Here is a 16178-nt window from a genome sequence, read left to right on the forward strand (position 1 = left end):
CTCATATACTAGTTATCCATTCCATTAATGAAAGTATCTACAAAGTTAATCACCTTTTGCAGGATTCTATCGCCTATAGTTTTACGTTTTAATACTGATGGCTTATCACCTTCAATTAGGTTCAAGAGTTCGTCTCTTAACGGTTCTCTTTCTGCATAGAGATAATCTTCAATTAGTTTTTGAGTTCTTTCTGATGATAGGTTTTCTTCTTTTACAAAGGTTTCAAATGCTTTTTGTTGTTCTTCTGTCCAGTACTTCTCAAACTCTTGTGGAATGTTATCTGAATCTTCTATATGCGGTAAACTGTCTTGAATGAACTTTTCTATTAATTCTCGTTTGCTTCGTAAATTGGCTTCACCAGAGAGTATATCTACAATTTCCTTTTTCTTAGCTTCCTGTTCTGACTTCTTCGCGTCTTTTAAAGCTGTCAGTAGTTTAAGAATATAAGTTACATTGATTTCGTCTCTGTGAATTAACTCTAATTCAAAATCTACATCATCTAATATTGATACTTTTTCTTTTGCTGTATCGTGTTTTGTTTTTTGCCAAAGGTCTAAGTATTTACTTCTAAAATCATTAAACAACTGTTCATCCATTGCTAAATCTTCCCAATCGAAATTAGCAAAAGTGGTCATCGTGTTCTTTAGACGCATCAACTCTCTAAATGCCTTGATAAATTCTAATTCATCCTCTTCACTTACTAAGTCATTTACACTATTTACGGTTGGTGTTACTTGCAATAAATCGATAAAGGTAGCATTGAATTTTTCTACATATTCTTCATAAGGTTCCATTATAATAACCTCAATAGCTTCTTTATTGCTGAAGAGTGTAATAGCTTCGTCTGTTGCTTTTTTGAGATTACGGAACACCACAATATTACCTTGTGATTTCTGCTCGTTTACAATTCTATTGGTACGTGAATAGGCTTGAATTAATCCGTGATATTTTAAGTTTTTATCTACATATAAGGTGTTTAAAGCAGGACTGTCAAAACCTGTTAAAAACATATTTACCACCAACAGTACGTCAATTTTACGTTCTTTAACTTTCTTTGAAATATCATTATAGTAATTGTAAAAAGACTGGCTGTCCTTTGTTGAAAAATTAGAACCGAACATCTGGTTATAATGTCCTATATAACTTTCTAATTTATCTCTTTTATGGCTGTTCATCCCGTATAAGGCTGCTGCTTCCTCGACTACCGACACTTCTTCTGGAATATAACCGTTGGCATCTGCATCGTCCTCATTGGCTACAAAGCTAAATATGGTTGCAATTTTAAGATTGTGCTTACCTTCTTCCTTTTTTCGATGCAGAATATCATAGTACTGCACCAACATATCTGTACTACCTACACAAAACATTGCAGTAAACTCTTTACTATGTGTTTTTCTGTTATGGTTGGCAATAATGTAATCTGCAATTTTTTCCAATCGCTTTGGAGATTCCATTAACTCTTTACGGTCAATATCTTCTACCTCAATATCAATTTCAGTTGCAGATTCTTTTTGTTTGTAGCGCCCTACATATTCTACCGAAAATTTAAGTACGTTTTCATCTTTAATCGCATCTGTAATGACGTATTTATGTAAGCACTCACCAAATAACTCTTTAGTAGTACGCTTTCCTAATTCGTTTTTTACTGCATTATCTGCAAATATCGGTGTGCCCGTAAAACCAAACATTTGATGGTTATTGAAGAATGATTTTATACGATTGTGTGTTTCCCCAAATTGGCTACGATGACATTCATCAAAAATAAAGACGATACGCTCGTCTTTCAGTTGTTCCATTTTGGTTAAATAGTTCTTTTTACTGATGGCAGTATTAAGCTTTTGAATGGTGGTTACGATAATCTTTGTATCATCGCTAAACTGTTTTACTAAGGCTTTTGTATTGTCTGTACCATCTATACTGCCCTTTGAGAAGCTATTAAACTCCTTAGTAGTTTGGTAATCTAAATCTTTTCTATCTACTACAAATACCACCTTTTTAACTTGTGGCATTTTCATAATGATTTGACTTGCCTTAAATGAGGTGAGCGTTTTACCAGAACCTGTAGTATGCCATATATAGCCATTTTTGGTTGAGTTTTTCACTCTATCAATCAATGCTTCGACTGCATAAAACTGATACGGTCTAAGCACCATTAAAATTTTATGGGTTTCGTTTAATACAACGTATTTACAAATCATTTTAGAGATATGACAAGGCTCAAAAAACTCACTTGTAAACCCATTAAGAATGTTAGTTAAACGCTTATTTTGTTTGTTCGTCCAATAAAACGTTTGTTTAAAAGATTGATGCCTGTTATTTGCATAGTATTTGGTATTGACACCGTTACTAATTACAAATATTTGCACGTATTGAAATAGAGCTGATTTAGCACCGAACGAATGCCTCTGATAGCGATTTATTTGATTAAAGGCTTCTTTCATTTCTAAGCCTCTACGCTTTAATTCTATTTGCACTAATGGCAATCCATTAACCAATAATGTAACGTCATAGCGGTTTTTATAAGAACCCTCCATAGTCACTTGGTTGGTAACTTGGTATTGGTTTTGACACCAATGTTCTGTATTTAGAAACTCGAAATATAGGTTGTCGCCATTATCACGTACAATATGTTGTTTTTCACGCAGTGTTTTGGCTTTTTCAAATACTGAACCTTTACTAAGAATATTGAGCACACGTTCAAACTCTTTAGCCGTAAACGTGATATTGTTATGCTTTTCTAATTGAGCTTTTAGATTACCCAATAAAGCAGCTTCATCTGGAATATTGACTTTGGCATATCCGATAGTTGAAAGTTGCTGAATTAACTGATTTTCTAATACCTGCTCTGGTTGTGTACTCATTAATTTATTTTATTTCTTTTGCCTAATGAGTTTAATAATCCATTTGTGTGGTGACGATGGATAAGATGCGATTCTACTTCCAATCTTCCGAAATTTATCTCTTTATAAGTAAAATAAATGCGCTCTAAATAATAATCATTAAGTTTCAATTCGAGTGTCTCTTCAAATTTACCATTAGTGATTTTGGCACCCTCTATAATAAACCTGCCTAGTTTTCTTCTAAAGCTATGATTATAAGTTCTTTTGACCTCCTTCATACGTTCTTTGAGGTTGGCGGTTTCACCAATGTAGACTAATTTATTTTCATCAAAAATGGCATATATCCCAGGTTTGTTTGGAAAGTTTGAGGACCATGTTCTTTTTAGTGAAAATTTGATTTTTTCAGCTTGAATCAACTCATTTTCAAATTTATTCACAAAAATTTCTATTTCCCTTTCTGTATATACCATTACACAAAAATTTGTTGTAACAACCCTTTTTTATACGTTTTTGATTGCTCTATTTGAGTGCTTATAATTTCTATTTCTTTATCGATAGCCATTAAAAATGAAGCTATTTTTTGTTGTTCTTCTAAACAAGGAAAATTCAATTTGAAAGATTCTAAATCTTCAAAATTCAGGCTATCTCTAACGCTACCAGAACAACCAACTTTAACTAAATGATTAAATAAATATGTAGTTGTTAAATTCTCAAAATAGGCTAAGTCCAAACTATTTTTTAAACCGAAAATCACATACATAGGACTAACAATACCTTTATCATAATCCTTTAAAGTAGCAATAGAGCCAACATTAATTCTTGATGGATTATAAGCAATATCATTTTTCTCTACGATTTTATAATTTGCAACATCTTTACTTGCTACTCTATGATTATCAAACTGTTCTGATTGCAGGATAAACCCTTTGGAATTACTAACACTTAATACTTGGTTGATTTCTAATTTTTTATTTCTTTTTGATTTGTGAATTAAAAAATCACCCAATCTTTTCTCTTCCCACTCTGGAAACTCTTTCCCATCATCATCCTTAAACCTTAGCTCTTGTTTAAATATTTTTTGCATTACTCCTTTTTTGTAGTGTTCTAAAAGGGTTTTCTTTTTTTCTAAGGCTTGTATGCGATCATCTAATGCTGACAGGAAATTGGCTATTTTTTGTTGTTCAGGGAGAATAGGTAAGTTAATTTTTAATTTCTTTAAATCAGAATTATAAACATTACTAATACTTACCCCTTTTGCTAGGGTTGCTATTTTCTTCTTTAGCTTTTGATTAATAAAATATGATACAAATGTCTGAGAGTAAACATCTTTTATCTTGGGTCTTAAAATATTAATTGTCCTTCCAATGGCAATATCTCTAAAAGGTAATGCAGAAGCTGAACCAATATCTAGTGGGTCTTCACCTGCTGATGGCAACAATATTTCATCACCTTTACTAAAAAGCAATTCAGACCTTTCAAGATTTGTCTTGTTTATAACTGAAGTTATCACTTCAGAATACAAATGATACAACTCACCATAACGAACACAGGGTATTTCAAAATCAGGTGATGCTTCACTCTGCTTAATATTTTTACCTGTCGAGAAAGTAAACAAGTCCTCAAATATTATTTTTTTCCACTCATTATAAAACTTAGGAAACCGCAATTTCGGCACTAACTGTTTTTCATGCTGCATATTAAAACGGTGTTTTAATATTTAGTTCTTTACAAAATGAAGCTATTAGGGTTTCGTTTTCTTTCAACTTTGCATTTAAACTTTCTACTTCAGTTGCCACCGCCTCAATATCGACAGGTTCTTCCTCTTCAAACGTATCTACATAACGTGGTATATTTAAGTTGTATTCGTTCTCAGCTACTTCAATTATTGGTGCGACATAACTGTATTTCTCTTCAGTTTTACGTTCTCTATAAATAGTTACAATTTTATCTATATGCGCTTGAGTTAAGATGTTTTGTGTTTTTACCTTCTCGTAATGTTCGCTGGCATCTATAAATAAAATATCGTTAGGATGCTCTTTACATTTTTTAAACACCAAAATACAAGTGGGTATACTCGTACCGTAAAAAATATTGGCTGGTAAGCCTATAACAGCATCCAGATAGTTTTTTTCTTTAATCAAATATTCCCTTATATTCCCTTCTGCAGAACCTCTAAATAATGCACCGTGTGGTAAAACCACTGCCATTTGTCCGTTCTCCGCTAAATGGTGTACCATATGCTGAACAAAAGCAAAATCGGCTTTACTGCTTGGTGCTAACTTACCATATTGGCTAAATCTATCATCGCTCATAAAGAGTTGATTGGCACTCCATTTTGCAGAAAACGGTGGGTTGGCTACAATAGCTTCAAAACGATGTTCTAAGTGTTGTGGATGCTCTAAGGTGTCTTCTTGCTTAATATCAAACTTACGATAATGCACACCGTGCAGAATCATATTCATGCGTGCTAAGTTGTAAGTAGTACGGTTTAATTCTTGACCGTAAAAGTTATTCACTTCCTCAACTTCTTTTGCAACTCGTAATAACAAAGAACCACTACCACAGGTTGGGTCGTACACCGATTTTAGTTTATGTTTTCCTGTGGTTACTAACTTCGCCAAAACCATACTTACTTCTTGTGGTGTATAAAATTCACCTGCCTTTTTACCAGCGCCACTTGCAAACTTTCCAATCAAATATTCGTAGGCATCACCCAACACATCTAATTCGGTTTGGTCTAACTGAAAGTCTATTTTATCTAAGTGCGCTAATACTTTAGCAATAACTTCGTTTCGCGCCTCTGGTGTTTTACCTAATTTGGTAGAGTTTAAATCCAAATCCTCAAAGAGGTTATCGAAATCTTCTTCACTCTCTGTACCCATTGTACTGTTTTGCACGTTGTTTAGGATTTTTTGTAAATCCTCCAGAATAAAATTATGCTTGGTATTGTAGGTTTCTGTAGTGTCTGCCGCTTGTTCTAAAGACGTTTCTTCTGCATTGTGATTCCCTCTTTTTGCAATTGCAGAAAACAACTCTGATGGCTTTAAGAAGTAACCTAGCTTTTCTAATGCTTCCTCTCGAATAGCTTCTATGTATTCTTGTCCTTCTAGGGTGTTTTCGTCTATATCTGTAAACTGTAGGCCATCGGGTTGTAAAATAGAATTTGCATAATTTTCCATTTTCTCTGCTAAATACTTGTAGAAAATAAAGCCTAAGATGTAGTCTCTAAATTCATCTGCATTCATTTTGCCTCTAAGTGTGTTGGCTATATTCCAGAGCTGTTGCTCCAATTGCTTTTTATGGTCTTCTGACATGAATATTTTCGGTTAGTTCCAATTCAAATATAAGGCTTTATGAAAGTGTTTTGTTTATGTTGTTATCTAGTAAGGCGACAAGGTGCGATGGGGGTGTATAGTCAGCTAGTTTTTCCCAAGAGTTGACATTAACCCAATCGGCCACTTCTGGAATATATTCCCATTGTTTGAAATTGGTCAATATTTTTTGTGATTGTATAGATTCTGCAATTTCTGGGGGAAGATTAAAACCGAATCTGTCAAAAATTCGCTGCCCCTTCATCGCTTTAAAAATGGTGTCCAATCCTTTAGCATAAATAATATGCGAATCTGTTTCTTTGGCTTTTGCCTTTATATGGGGTTCTGTAAAAATTTTACTGCCATATTTAATTATTTCAATAAGATTCTTTTCTAAGTCCCATACTTTTTTGATTTTTTGGCCTTTAAGGTTCACTTTGTTTGGTTTGGCTCTCATACTCCATTCCTTTACAATTATTTCAGCCATATTTTTGTTCGCGACCAAAATATGAAAATGTGGATTATAGGTTTTCTTATTTGGATTAAAATTGGCTTCCATAGATTTTATTCCAATTAATTTCTCCCCTGTGCCTCGCTGTTCTCGTTTCTTGTACTTATTGACTATTTTAGTGAATGTCGACTTTATATTTTTAAAGTATGCTCTTAGTTGATGCTCCTTACAGGACTTAACTGTAATTGTTACAAAATGAGGATCATCCCAATTTGCGATTACTGGATAATACTTGTTTATTATTTCTGCTTTTCTGATACTTAGGCAGATTGTGCAATACCTATTTTTACAATAGTTCCCGTAGACTTTTCCATTTGAAGATACCAAGTTACTTTGGCAATGGTACGTATTCCAATAAGCCTTTTCTCTTTCTTTATCTTCATCGGCCTTGGCAATATCAATCATTCTAAGAATCGTTTGATGAGTGATTAGCTTACGTTTAGCTCTAGAATGAACAACTTTCAAATCCGTCAGGTCAGTTCCTTTGCCATGAACCACATAAGTTTGTCCCAGTTTATTTGTCCCGTTTTCCGCTAATGTATTGAATATCATTCCTCAAAGCCTTTATCGAGTATGTAATTTGCAGCCTTTTCTTCCATATCCAAAACAGGCTTTGCTTCCCTTTTTCCTCTAAGCATGTAGGCCTCCAAATCTGACTTCTTGAAGAAGATATTTTTGCCATTAGGCTTATAATGAATAATCTTTCTATAATGAGTTAATTTATATAAATGGCTTTTACTGAAACCTGTATAATGACAAGCTTCTTTAAGATTTAAGATGTTCTTTTCCATCCTTCATTTTTTAAATTAATAAATGATGGATTAGCTAATCCGAATTTGTAATTACGTTGTAAAGAAAGTAAGGAAAGGAAAGAAAGTTGGTTTACAGTAGGTTGACTGTCAACTCTAAATATCCAATTTTCGCTCTATTGTTTTCTTGAGGTTATTTAACATTTCGTAATAAGATTGCGAATAGGGAGTACCTTTATTCTCCTTATTTGCTTTAATTGTTTTAGCACTTTTAGGGTTGATTGATTTACCTTTTGCAGTAAAGTATTTAGCCAGTTTACCGTAGAACCCACCTTTCGTCTTGTGAACTTCATTCTCAGGCTCTTTAATCAAATCTGCATCGACTAACAAATCAAAGAAATGAACTAAATCTGTTTGATTTAGATTAAACTCCAATCGATCTAAACTATCGGTAATATCATCTGAAGCCACTTCTCCATTTAGTATCTGTTCCTTTCTAGTATGCAACCACTTGCAAAATTTAGCTAAAGACTTTACAGAATTAATCCATTCTCTTCTTTCAAACCAAATCTTACCTTCTTCTGTATAGAAATATGAGTTGAGAACAAAATCAATCTCTTCAGTTTGGAAATTCTTAGTTTGCTCATCGAAATTTTGGACAGTATCCAAAATATCATCCCGTGAAACCTTGCAGTTATTAAGGTAAATCAGCTTTAACTGAAGGCCGTGCATACGAGCTGCGTTTTCCCCAACTTCAAAATACTGGGTTTGTTGACTCTTTACCATATCAACAAAATCTTTATTCAAAGTAGACACTTGAAGGGCATAAATATAACCTCCTAATTGGGGAATAAGAAAGTCTATCTCTTCATCTCCTGATTCATCACCACTACTTAAAAACTCATTTAAGTCTTTAAAATAATTATCAATCCGTTGTTTATATGTAACGTTTTCTATTTTAATCATAAGAGATTTGAAGTTGCATTGTCCTTTATACTGTTCACATAATTTAAATACTTTACTGTATGGGCGGTACTACTATGCCCTAAAGCATCAGCTACAGTTTTTAAATTGGCTCCATTTGTAAGCAATCTTACCGCAAATGTGTGCCTTCCGCAATAAAAAGTAATATTCTTATTTATGTTAGCACGCTTCATCATTGCAGTAAGGTTCTTTTTTATAGCCACTTCAGATAGGAATTTGCCCTTATGTTTCAGATTAAAAATTAATTCGTTCTGCCCGTTTTCCTCCCCCAATAATTCCATAGCAGAAGCACTAAGTTGAATATTAATTTCAGAACTATCAACTTTACTTCTATTTATAATTAGCCTATGGTTAGTAATGTGATGCCACTTCAACCTCTTAAACTCCGAATATCCTAAACCTGAATAACAGGCAAACAAAAATGCCCTTTTTACTGCATCATTCCCGCAATAGGTATTTTTTAAAATTTGGATCTCCTCTTCAGTGAGAATCTGCTTTACAAGAGTTTTTTCAGCTTTTTTATTTTTAGATTCCCATTTTACTCCTTTATAAACCGATTCTTTTAAATAACCTTGCTTTTCGGCATGGATTAAAACCTTCTTAAACCGTTTCCAATAACTATAAGGTGTTTCGCCGTTCAATCCAGCCCTATAAAGCAAATATTCTCTAAAACCTTCTATATAGAGCTTGTTTAATCCACTCATTGTGAGATTTGGCTTCCCTTTTTCCTCTTTCAAGTACTGTTGGAATTTATTTAATGCATTCTTGATACTTCTTATATCTCTTAACTTATAGTTAGCCAAGTAGCTTTCAATGTACTTAGAAATTGTGACCTTTTTTTTGTGTCTTGGTATAAAGTTTGTCCCTTCACTCTCTAATTCCAAAGCTCTTGCAGCTCTAATATTCTGAGCTAACTCTCTCTTTTGAATTTTGTCATCTCCTTTTTCAACCAGATGTAACCACTCATAACTCCTTATCCCATTGTGATAGATATCTAAATAATACCGCTTACGGCCTTTAGCCAAATTCCTTTCTCTTAGTTTAACACTCATAATAAATACGATTTCTGAATTTGCGAAATTTTCTTACCAGTAACAAAATAGTAACAAATAATACCACTAAAATAAGAAAACTAAAGATTAAAAAGGAAAAAGGAAAAGATGTAAATTACTGATTATCTATGCTTTTAAGTAGTATATTTTTTCTTTTACTTTCTAGGTTATGTACTCGCCTCGAGTACAAAAACCCTTCTTAATCATTTGATTTTGAAGGGTTTTTTAATTTACCCTCAGATAATCCTCGTTAAGAGGTGAATTCGAATACTTGATCACCTTGAAGATTATTATTTACTTTTTGAGGCACTAAAGTACTAAAGCTATCAAGAAGTGAAGATTTCTTTCCTTTTCCATTCATAGAAGAAAAAGGTCCAACCGTATTAGTAGAATGCACAATATAACCTTTGTCAATAAAATATTTAACCACATTTTCATCCGGATGTTTGTGTCCATTTTCACCGACAGAAAAAACGATTTTTGATTGATCATTTTTTGCTCTTTTATTCCAAAATATTTTACTGTGGTTTTTTGGAGACCCATGATGAGCGCTTTGCCCCACAAATAGAGATCCAGAAATTTTACCTTTAAATTTGTCATCAACCCTTGTTAAGTTATATTTTGGGGCATCAGATGTTAATAATATATGGCCTTCTGCTAATTGAATATTTATAATCGTTGAAAGTTTGTTGGCTTCATTATTATTGCCACTCTTTTCAAAAGCGACATCGTATTTTCTACTTGCTGCGAAATTAACGTAATCGACATGGAAAGGGGAAAAGAACTCTAAATAACTATTTGAGTTTAATTTAATAACATTTTCGAATATACCTGCTTCGATTGTTCCAGTTTGAACACCTAAAGAACCGGAATATTTAAGTAGAAATTCAAATATCTTAACAAGTTTCTTTCTACTAGTCACCGATTTTGAACAAGAATCAAGAAATTCTCTTGTTAACTTACAGGTGTGGAGAAAAGTTTTAATACTAATATTATTATCGCGACATTTCTCTAATAATTCCAGAATCCCAGAGAAATGATCATCATGTGGATGGGATAATATTACAAATTCTAACTCATTATAACCTTCGTTGATTATATGCTCAAGTACAGGGTTACCATAATACTTATTACAATCTACAACACCTACTTTCCAATGTGATCCCTCTAACCATTCAATGATGATAGAATCACCTTGACCCACATTTTTGAAGGTGATTTTGTACATTTTTAGATTTAACGTTTAAGGTTTAAAAAAGGGTTTGTCCAATCCCTTCCCTTCAATATTAGAATAAACATCTCCTAGATCAAATAGACTATCATCTACAATTTTTTCTCCATCCAAAACATCTATTCTACTTGAACCAGGTTTCGAATAAATTTTAAGTAGAATAGGAGACCCAACACTCAATGTTTCAATATGATCAAACAACGATTTATCAAATATTCTTAATTCAAAAACCCTTTCAGTTTGGTCAACGAGACAATCACATTTAATTTGGGAGTTATCAATTTCAACAACCCTGGATTGTATTGAGATTTTGGTTGTCCATTCTTCATTTTCAACAAATCCCCTAAGTTTTAATTTACTCTCAGTAAGATATAAATCCTTAAATTGGGATTCCTCCTTGAATTTATCAAAATCTATAGTTAGAGGCTCACTAAAACTGGAAAGAGCATTATCGAATACATTTTTAATACTTTTGAAATCATCTTTAAAATTGAAATTCTCGAAGGTGATACCACTCATATCAATAAATTGATTAATGTCGAGACTTTCTTCGGATTTAGTTTCTCTAATTATTTCCATTGACTATCAACAATTTTTACTGCAGCTTGATAGATTGATTTAAACTTGGCAAAATTTAAACTATCTGTTAGTTGCAAATATTTATATTTCATTATTTGAGAAGGTTTTGAAATTTTCTCTGCTAATACCATATCCTTAGTTTCAAATCCAAGTTTTTTTAAATCTTCCAAACCTTTATATGGACCGAATTGGACATTTACTTCAGATGTACTTTCTTTCTTGTCAAATACTATTCCAACATCAGAGAAGCCTTTTAAAACACCATTGGCACATGTTTCAGTTAAGTATTTCTCAGCAAAATTCTTATTGATTCTTTCAATATTTAAATCCTTTCCACTTGCGTCCTCAACAAAAACTCCCAGAAATAAAATATTGCTAATCTTTCCAAAGTTCTTGGAGGCTTTTAAACGTTTAAATAAATTTAAAAAAGGTTCCTCTACAAAGTTATTGTTCTTTAACCAATCATCTTTATGAGTTGTGCATTTGAAAAACACCCTATCCCACTTGATATGTATTTCAGTAAAATCGTCAGCAAATAATAAGGAAATCATGCAATCCTTACTAGATAACTCGTTTGCAATTTCTATTGTGGTGGACAAACCGGCAAATGGAGATATTTCATCATATACGCTTTTGGGAAAATCTATGATTCGCGTAAACCTAATTTCAAATTGCATGACAGGATTGAAGTACATACGTCCTACTTAATTAATATTAGTAAATAAAAAATTATATTCGAACATTACTCAATTCAATGGTTTAATTAGAAAGATTGAATGACCAAACCTAATAATTAATATTACAATGAGGAATTCATAACCAATGTAACAATAACCTAATAAATGAAATTAAGTATTGGACAAATTACTAAAGCAACTACGAAATTTAAGGAAAATATTAAATATACTGATGAGGGCCACCTAAATCTTAGACATATTACATCGAACGGGGTCGAAGGAGAGGCAATCAATCTTTTCAGGCCAATGTTTTGGTTTAAAAATAAAAACGAAATCTGTCCAGCAATAATTTTGTCATCTAATCCCTTATTAAAAAATAAGGAAAGAAAACCATGGGAAGATGAAATCAACATAGAAAAGTCTAGAGTTCATTATTTTGGCGATAATAAAACACCTGGAAAACATCCTTTAGAAAGTTTACCAAAAGAACCTCAAACTGGAAATCAAAAGATGGTTTCGATGGCCGAAAATTATTTATCAAATGATAGGGCCAAAAGAATCGAGGCCCCTCCCATAATTATTTTCCAGCATTGCAAAGTGGGCAGGCAAAGTAAGGGATACAGAAAATTTATTGGAGTGGGATATTTATACAATTACCAATTGATTCAACAAAAAACAACGGAGGGAAAATTTTTTGCTAATTATTGCTATGACATTAAACTTATAGATTTAGAAAATAACCAGTTCGACTGGTCATGGATTTATGATAGAAAATCCTGGAATCCAACCAAAAATAATAATCTCAAAGCCCCTGAATCCTGGAAACGTTGGATGGAGCATGGTCACCCAGAAAACAATAATGTTGAAGACCTTGGAAAGGTTCATAGGAAATTTGAAAATCAGGTTGTTGAAATTTTAAAGAGTGGACCAATTAATGCTCCCATTGGTAACCTGAATCCCGATAGAACATTAACTACGTTAAATTATTTTCAACGAAATCCTTTCGTAAAAGCGTGGGTTTTGCAAAATTCCAATGGTATATGTGAAGTATGCAATAAAGACGCTCCATTTAATACTGATCAGGGAGAATTCTTTCTGGAAGTTCATCATATTAAAGCACTTTCAAAAGGTGGTTCAGATACAATTGAGAATACTATTGCACTATGCCCTAATTGTCACAGAGAAATTCATCATGGAACCAATCGTCTAAAAATAGAAGAAGGTCTTTTTAAAAAAATACCAAGAATCAAAAAAGAAAATTGAAATAACACTTATCCTTTATAGTTCAATATTTATTCATATAATTTAATCAAAATTAACAGAGTAATCTTTCTATTTCCATTATTGGTTTCTTTGATACAATTGTCCAGAGCTCAAACAGTAGAAAGAAGAATTGATTTATTGAATAAAATTGAAATAAATAATCCCGCCTCGAGTACAAAAACCCTCTTAATCATATGATTTTGAAGGTTTTTTAATTCTATCAATCTCATTCTTGGTACAGCCCGCAAATTTTGGATATACAAAACTTATAAAATGCAAAAGGTCTTGACTTGGTCAAGACCCTTCTCCACAAACCAATTAACGCTAAACTTACTGGTTAATCATCAATCTCTTTTAAAAGTGTTCCTTTTTCGTCAAAAAATAAATCCTTTTCAAAATCCCAGCCTTTTTCCACCTCAACTTTATACGACTTCGTTCCGTCATTGATGAGCAATTCGGCAGATTCTATTCTAAAATCCTTATAATTTGAAGTAATATTCTCCATTACGGCTGCAGGCAACTCGTTCTTGCCTATATCTTCTTTACTTTTCAGTTCAACCCCATTTTCGTTGTACCATATTTCATGGTCTTTTCGACCTATCTCGAACTCTACCTCGTAACCGAATGCAGTTCGCTCCCACTCTACATCATGTGCATTAGGGTACTTTGCATTGAATAGCGCCCTTACATCGACGATATTACTGTTATGGGCAATTTCTTGCGCACTGACCAACGCTGTGCATAGACATAATGACATTAGACTTAACTTTACAGTGTGCTTCATGATCTTTCTATTTTTGATTTCATGGCAAGTTTAAAAGCAAAAACTGTAAGGAATTAGTAATCGCAGAATCTGGGGCGATTCCCATTTCATTTTAGATTTCCGTTATATTTATGTAGAAAACTTAGTCGATGAAAATATTGATTGTAGAAGATGAGCCCCAAATGTTGGAGAATATGAAGAGTAGTCTTGAGAGGGAGCACTACCGTGTTGAAACTGCCGATAATTACCTTTCGGCCATTGACAAAATTGGGGGCTACGATTATGATTGCATTTTATTAGACATTACGTTGCCCGATGGTAACGGTCTTGAACTTCTTCAAGAACTAAAAAAGATGGGCAAAGAAGAAGGTGTCATCGTTGTTTCTGCCAAAGACTCTTTAGAAGACCGATTGAAAGGCCTTGATTTAGGAGCCGATGACTATTTGCCCAAACCCTTTCATATGGCAGAACTCAATGCGAGGGTGAAAGCTATTATTCGTCGGCGAAATTTTGAAGGATCGAATATTATCGAATTCGGTAATGTTAGTGTTAGACCCGAAAATAGAACGGTATACATCAACGAACAGGTACTCAACCTAAACCGAAAAGAATATGACATTCTCATGTACCTTATCTCTAACCGTCAACGTTTGGTCACCAAATCTGCCTTGGCCGAACATGTTTGGGGAGATCACATCGATCAATCGGATAGTTTTGATTTTATATATTCCCAGATGAAAAATTTACGTAAAAAACTTTCAGACGAAAAGGCAACCATAATGATTGAAGCTGTCTATGGTGTTGGTTACAAACTAAAAGATATTCAATAGCTTACCGATAACCGAAACGAAAGTCAGATCAATTTCATGAAACTACTTAACCATACCACGAAATACTTTTCTATTCTTTTGATCATTCTCATCTCGATATGGGCGGTAGTTTTTTATTTTGCCATGTTAGACGAGGTTTATGACAGTCTTGATGACGGACTCGAAAACCAAAAAGAACTCATTCTACAGGCTGTTCGAGAAGACCCTAGTCTACTTTTTGACACTGAATTCGGGGTCAACAATTACACTATAAAGAAGACTTCCCAACCTGTATCTGAGCATTTTTACAGCGATAGTTATCGAGACACGCTGATGTACATGCAGGTGGAAGATGAATATGAGCCAGTACGTATTTTAGAAAGTATTTTCGAGCACAAAGGCGATTACTACAAAATAAAGCTTATCACCTCAATGGTCGAAGAAGATGATCAGATAGAGAATTTGGTCAAATACCTTATTGTTCTCTACCTATTGTTGATTTCAAGCATCTTACTGCTCAATAATTTAATTTTCAGAAAGATTTGGAAGCCTTTCTACGACCTGATCGGGCATCTTAAAAACTTTAGAATTGAAAAAGATGAGCCTATAAAAACTAAACCGACCAGCATCGATGAATTCAGGCTATTGAATTTAAGTGTTGAAAAACTTACCGAGAAATCTAGAAAAAGTTACCTGGTTCAGAAACAATTTATAGAAAACGCTGCACACGAACTACAAACTCCGTTAGCGATATCCATTAACAAATTGGAGCTTTTAGTGGAGAAAAACGAACTTACCGACCTTCAATCACAAGAGGTAGGCCAAGTACTTGATAGTTTGGGCCGGCTTAATCGTTTGAACAAATCACTTTTGTTGCTCTCTAAAATCGACAATGACCAATACATCGAAGAAGAACGTGTTTCTTTTAATGAAGTCATCCACAGAACTGTAGAAAATTTAGAGGATTTTGCAGTGCATCGGGGTGTTGCTATTTATGTGGATGAAAAAGAGCAAATCGATTTCAAAATCAACAAAGACCTTTCTGAAATTTTAATGCTTAACCTCATCAAAAATGCGGTCATTCATTCCGACAAAAAAAGTCAAGTAAAGATAGAAGTCGCCAGAAATAGCATAACAATCAAGAACATCGGTGAGAACAAGGCTTTAAACCCTGAAATGATATTCAAACGTTTCAGTAAAAATTCATCGAACAAAAGCTCTACAGGGTTAGGTCTGGCCATCTCAAAAGCCATTACCGACCGATACCAGCTGAACCTGACCTATCATTTTTCAGGGCAACATGAATTTGCCATTATTTTTCCCTAACCAACTTCTTTTTTTCAGATGGAAAAAGTTCCAGAATCTTTTCAGGATTCTATTGGATGTTTGCACCATAATTTTAAAAAATG

At 33.4% G+C, this 16178-nt stretch carries 15 protein-coding genes; 3 read left to right on the forward strand and 12 right to left on the reverse strand.

Translation table 11 applies throughout. The features are described 5' to 3' along the window. Positions 1-8: 8 nt before the first annotated feature. The 11 genes from D1013_RS17615 to D1013_RS17665 all read right to left on the reverse strand — a co-directional run bounded on the left by D1013_RS17615 (position 9) and on the right by D1013_RS17665 (position 11952). On the reverse strand, positions 9-2861 hold the full coding sequence (locus D1013_RS17615; protein ID WP_121850072.1) for a type I restriction endonuclease subunit R: 2853 nt from the start codon (positions 2859-2861) through the stop codon (positions 9-11). Then, complete coding sequence (locus tag D1013_RS17620; RefSeq protein WP_121850073.1) at positions 2861-3310, reverse strand: GIY-YIG nuclease family protein; 450 nt, start codon at positions 3308-3310, stop codon at positions 2861-2863. Before D1013_RS17620 ends, D1013_RS17615 begins: the two co-directional genes overlap by 1 nt. Then, on the reverse strand, positions 3310-4536 hold the full coding sequence (locus tag D1013_RS17625; protein WP_121850074.1) for a restriction endonuclease subunit S: 1227 nt from the start codon (positions 4534-4536) through the stop codon (positions 3310-3312). The genes D1013_RS17620 and D1013_RS17625 overlap by 1 nt, the downstream gene beginning before the upstream one ends. A gap of 1 nt (position 4537) precedes the next feature. Then, positions 4538-6154, reverse strand: a complete 1617-nt coding sequence (locus D1013_RS17630) for a type I restriction-modification system subunit M (RefSeq protein WP_121850075.1) — start codon at positions 6152-6154, stop codon at positions 4538-4540. A 37-nt stretch (positions 6155-6191) separates the two neighbouring features. Beyond that, entirely contained in the window at positions 6192-7214 is a 1023-nt protein-coding gene (locus tag D1013_RS17635; RefSeq protein WP_121850076.1) for a protein rep, read from the reverse strand. After that, positions 7211-7453, reverse strand: coding sequence for a helix-turn-helix transcriptional regulator (locus D1013_RS17640; protein ID WP_121850077.1), 243 nt, complete (start codon positions 7451-7453; stop codon positions 7211-7213). Before D1013_RS17640 ends, D1013_RS17635 begins: the two co-directional genes overlap by 4 nt. 114 nt (positions 7454-7567) lie before the next feature. Further along, a complete protein-coding gene (locus D1013_RS17645) occupies positions 7568-8377 on the reverse strand; it encodes a hypothetical protein (RefSeq protein WP_121850078.1) in 810 nt (269 codons plus the stop codon). Next, entirely contained in the window at positions 8374-9447 is a 1074-nt protein-coding gene (locus D1013_RS17650; protein WP_121850079.1) for a tyrosine-type recombinase/integrase, read from the reverse strand. Before D1013_RS17650 ends, D1013_RS17645 begins: the two co-directional genes overlap by 4 nt. A 250-nt stretch (positions 9448-9697) precedes the next feature. Then, entirely contained in the window at positions 9698-10675 is a 978-nt protein-coding gene (locus tag D1013_RS17655; RefSeq protein WP_121850080.1) for a ComEC/Rec2 family competence protein, read from the reverse strand. Between the two features lie 15 nt (positions 10676-10690). Further along, complete coding sequence (locus tag D1013_RS17660; RefSeq protein ID WP_121850081.1) at positions 10691-11257, reverse strand: hypothetical protein; 567 nt, start codon at positions 11255-11257, stop codon at positions 10691-10693. Beyond that, on the reverse strand, positions 11248-11952 hold the full coding sequence (locus tag D1013_RS17665; RefSeq protein ID WP_121850082.1) for a hypothetical protein: 705 nt from the start codon (positions 11950-11952) through the stop codon (positions 11248-11250). The genes D1013_RS17660 and D1013_RS17665 overlap by 10 nt, the downstream gene beginning before the upstream one ends. A gap of 147 nt (positions 11953-12099) precedes the next feature. On the opposite strand from D1013_RS17665, the gene D1013_RS17670 reads away from it, so the two are divergent. After that, on the forward strand, positions 12100-13197 hold the full coding sequence (locus D1013_RS17670) for an HNH endonuclease (protein ID WP_121850083.1): 1098 nt from the start codon (positions 12100-12102) through the stop codon (positions 13195-13197). Positions 13198-13534: 337 nt separating this feature from the next. On the opposite strand, the gene D1013_RS17675 is transcribed toward D1013_RS17670, so the two are convergent. Beyond that, on the reverse strand, positions 13535-13981 hold the full coding sequence (locus D1013_RS17675) for a PepSY-like domain-containing protein (protein ID WP_121850084.1): 447 nt from the start codon (positions 13979-13981) through the stop codon (positions 13535-13537). A 128-nt stretch (positions 13982-14109) separates the two neighbouring features. Here D1013_RS17675 and D1013_RS17680 point away from each other — a divergent pair, with 128 nt between their 5' ends. Both D1013_RS17680 and D1013_RS17685 read left to right on the forward strand, forming a co-directional pair. After that, positions 14110-14790, forward strand: coding sequence for a response regulator transcription factor (locus D1013_RS17680; RefSeq protein ID WP_121850085.1), 681 nt, complete (start codon positions 14110-14112; stop codon positions 14788-14790). Positions 14791-14826: 36 nt separating this feature from the next. Then, on the forward strand, positions 14827-16095 hold the full coding sequence (locus D1013_RS17685) for a sensor histidine kinase (RefSeq protein WP_121850086.1): 1269 nt from the start codon (positions 14827-14829) through the stop codon (positions 16093-16095). Positions 16096-16178: the final 83 nt, after the last annotated feature.

Source organism: Euzebyella marina (assembly GCF_003687485.1).
GTDB lineage: Bacteria > Bacteroidota > Bacteroidia > Flavobacteriales > Flavobacteriaceae > Euzebyella > Euzebyella marina.

Bases quoted from the DNA above. Each gene is read 5' to 3' on its own strand.
- D1013_RS17660 (WP_121850081.1), bottom strand. From the start codon at position 11,257: ATGGAAATAATTAGAGAAACTAAATCCGAAGAAAGTCTCGACATTAAT.
- D1013_RS17680 (WP_121850085.1), top strand. From the start codon at position 14,110: ATGAAAATATTGATTGTAGAAGATGAGCCCCAAATGTTGGAGAATATG.
- D1013_RS17635 (WP_121850076.1), bottom strand. From the start codon at position 7,214: ATGATATTCAATACATTAGCGGAAAACGGGACAAATAAACTGGGACAA.
- D1013_RS17615 (WP_121850072.1), bottom strand. From the start codon at position 2,861: ATGAGTACACAACCAGAGCAGGTATTAGAAAATCAGTTAATTCAGCAA.
- D1013_RS17630 (WP_121850075.1), bottom strand. From the start codon at position 6,154: ATGTCAGAAGACCATAAAAAGCAATTGGAGCAACAGCTCTGGAATATA.
- D1013_RS17625 (WP_121850074.1), bottom strand. From the start codon at position 4,536: ATGCAGCATGAAAAACAGTTAGTGCCGAAATTGCGGTTTCCTAAGTTT.
- D1013_RS17675 (WP_121850084.1), bottom strand. From the start codon at position 13,981: ATGAAGCACACTGTAAAGTTAAGTCTAATGTCATTATGTCTATGCACA.
- D1013_RS17650 (WP_121850079.1), bottom strand. From the start codon at position 9,447: ATGAGTGTTAAACTAAGAGAAAGGAATTTGGCTAAAGGCCGTAAGCGG.
- D1013_RS17620 (WP_121850073.1), bottom strand. From the start codon at position 3,310: ATGGTATATACAGAAAGGGAAATAGAAATTTTTGTGAATAAATTTGAA.
- D1013_RS17685 (WP_121850086.1), top strand. From the start codon at position 14,827: ATGAAACTACTTAACCATACCACGAAATACTTTTCTATTCTTTTGATC.
- D1013_RS17655 (WP_121850080.1), bottom strand. From the start codon at position 10,675: ATGTACAAAATCACCTTCAAAAATGTGGGTCAAGGTGATTCTATCATC.
- D1013_RS17640 (WP_121850077.1), bottom strand. From the start codon at position 7,453: ATGGAAAAGAACATCTTAAATCTTAAAGAAGCTTGTCATTATACAGGT.
- D1013_RS17670 (WP_121850083.1), top strand. From the start codon at position 12,100: ATGAAATTAAGTATTGGACAAATTACTAAAGCAACTACGAAATTTAAG.
- D1013_RS17665 (WP_121850082.1), bottom strand. From the start codon at position 11,952: ATGTACTTCAATCCTGTCATGCAATTTGAAATTAGGTTTACGCGAATC.
- D1013_RS17645 (WP_121850078.1), bottom strand. From the start codon at position 8,377: ATGATTAAAATAGAAAACGTTACATATAAACAACGGATTGATAATTAT.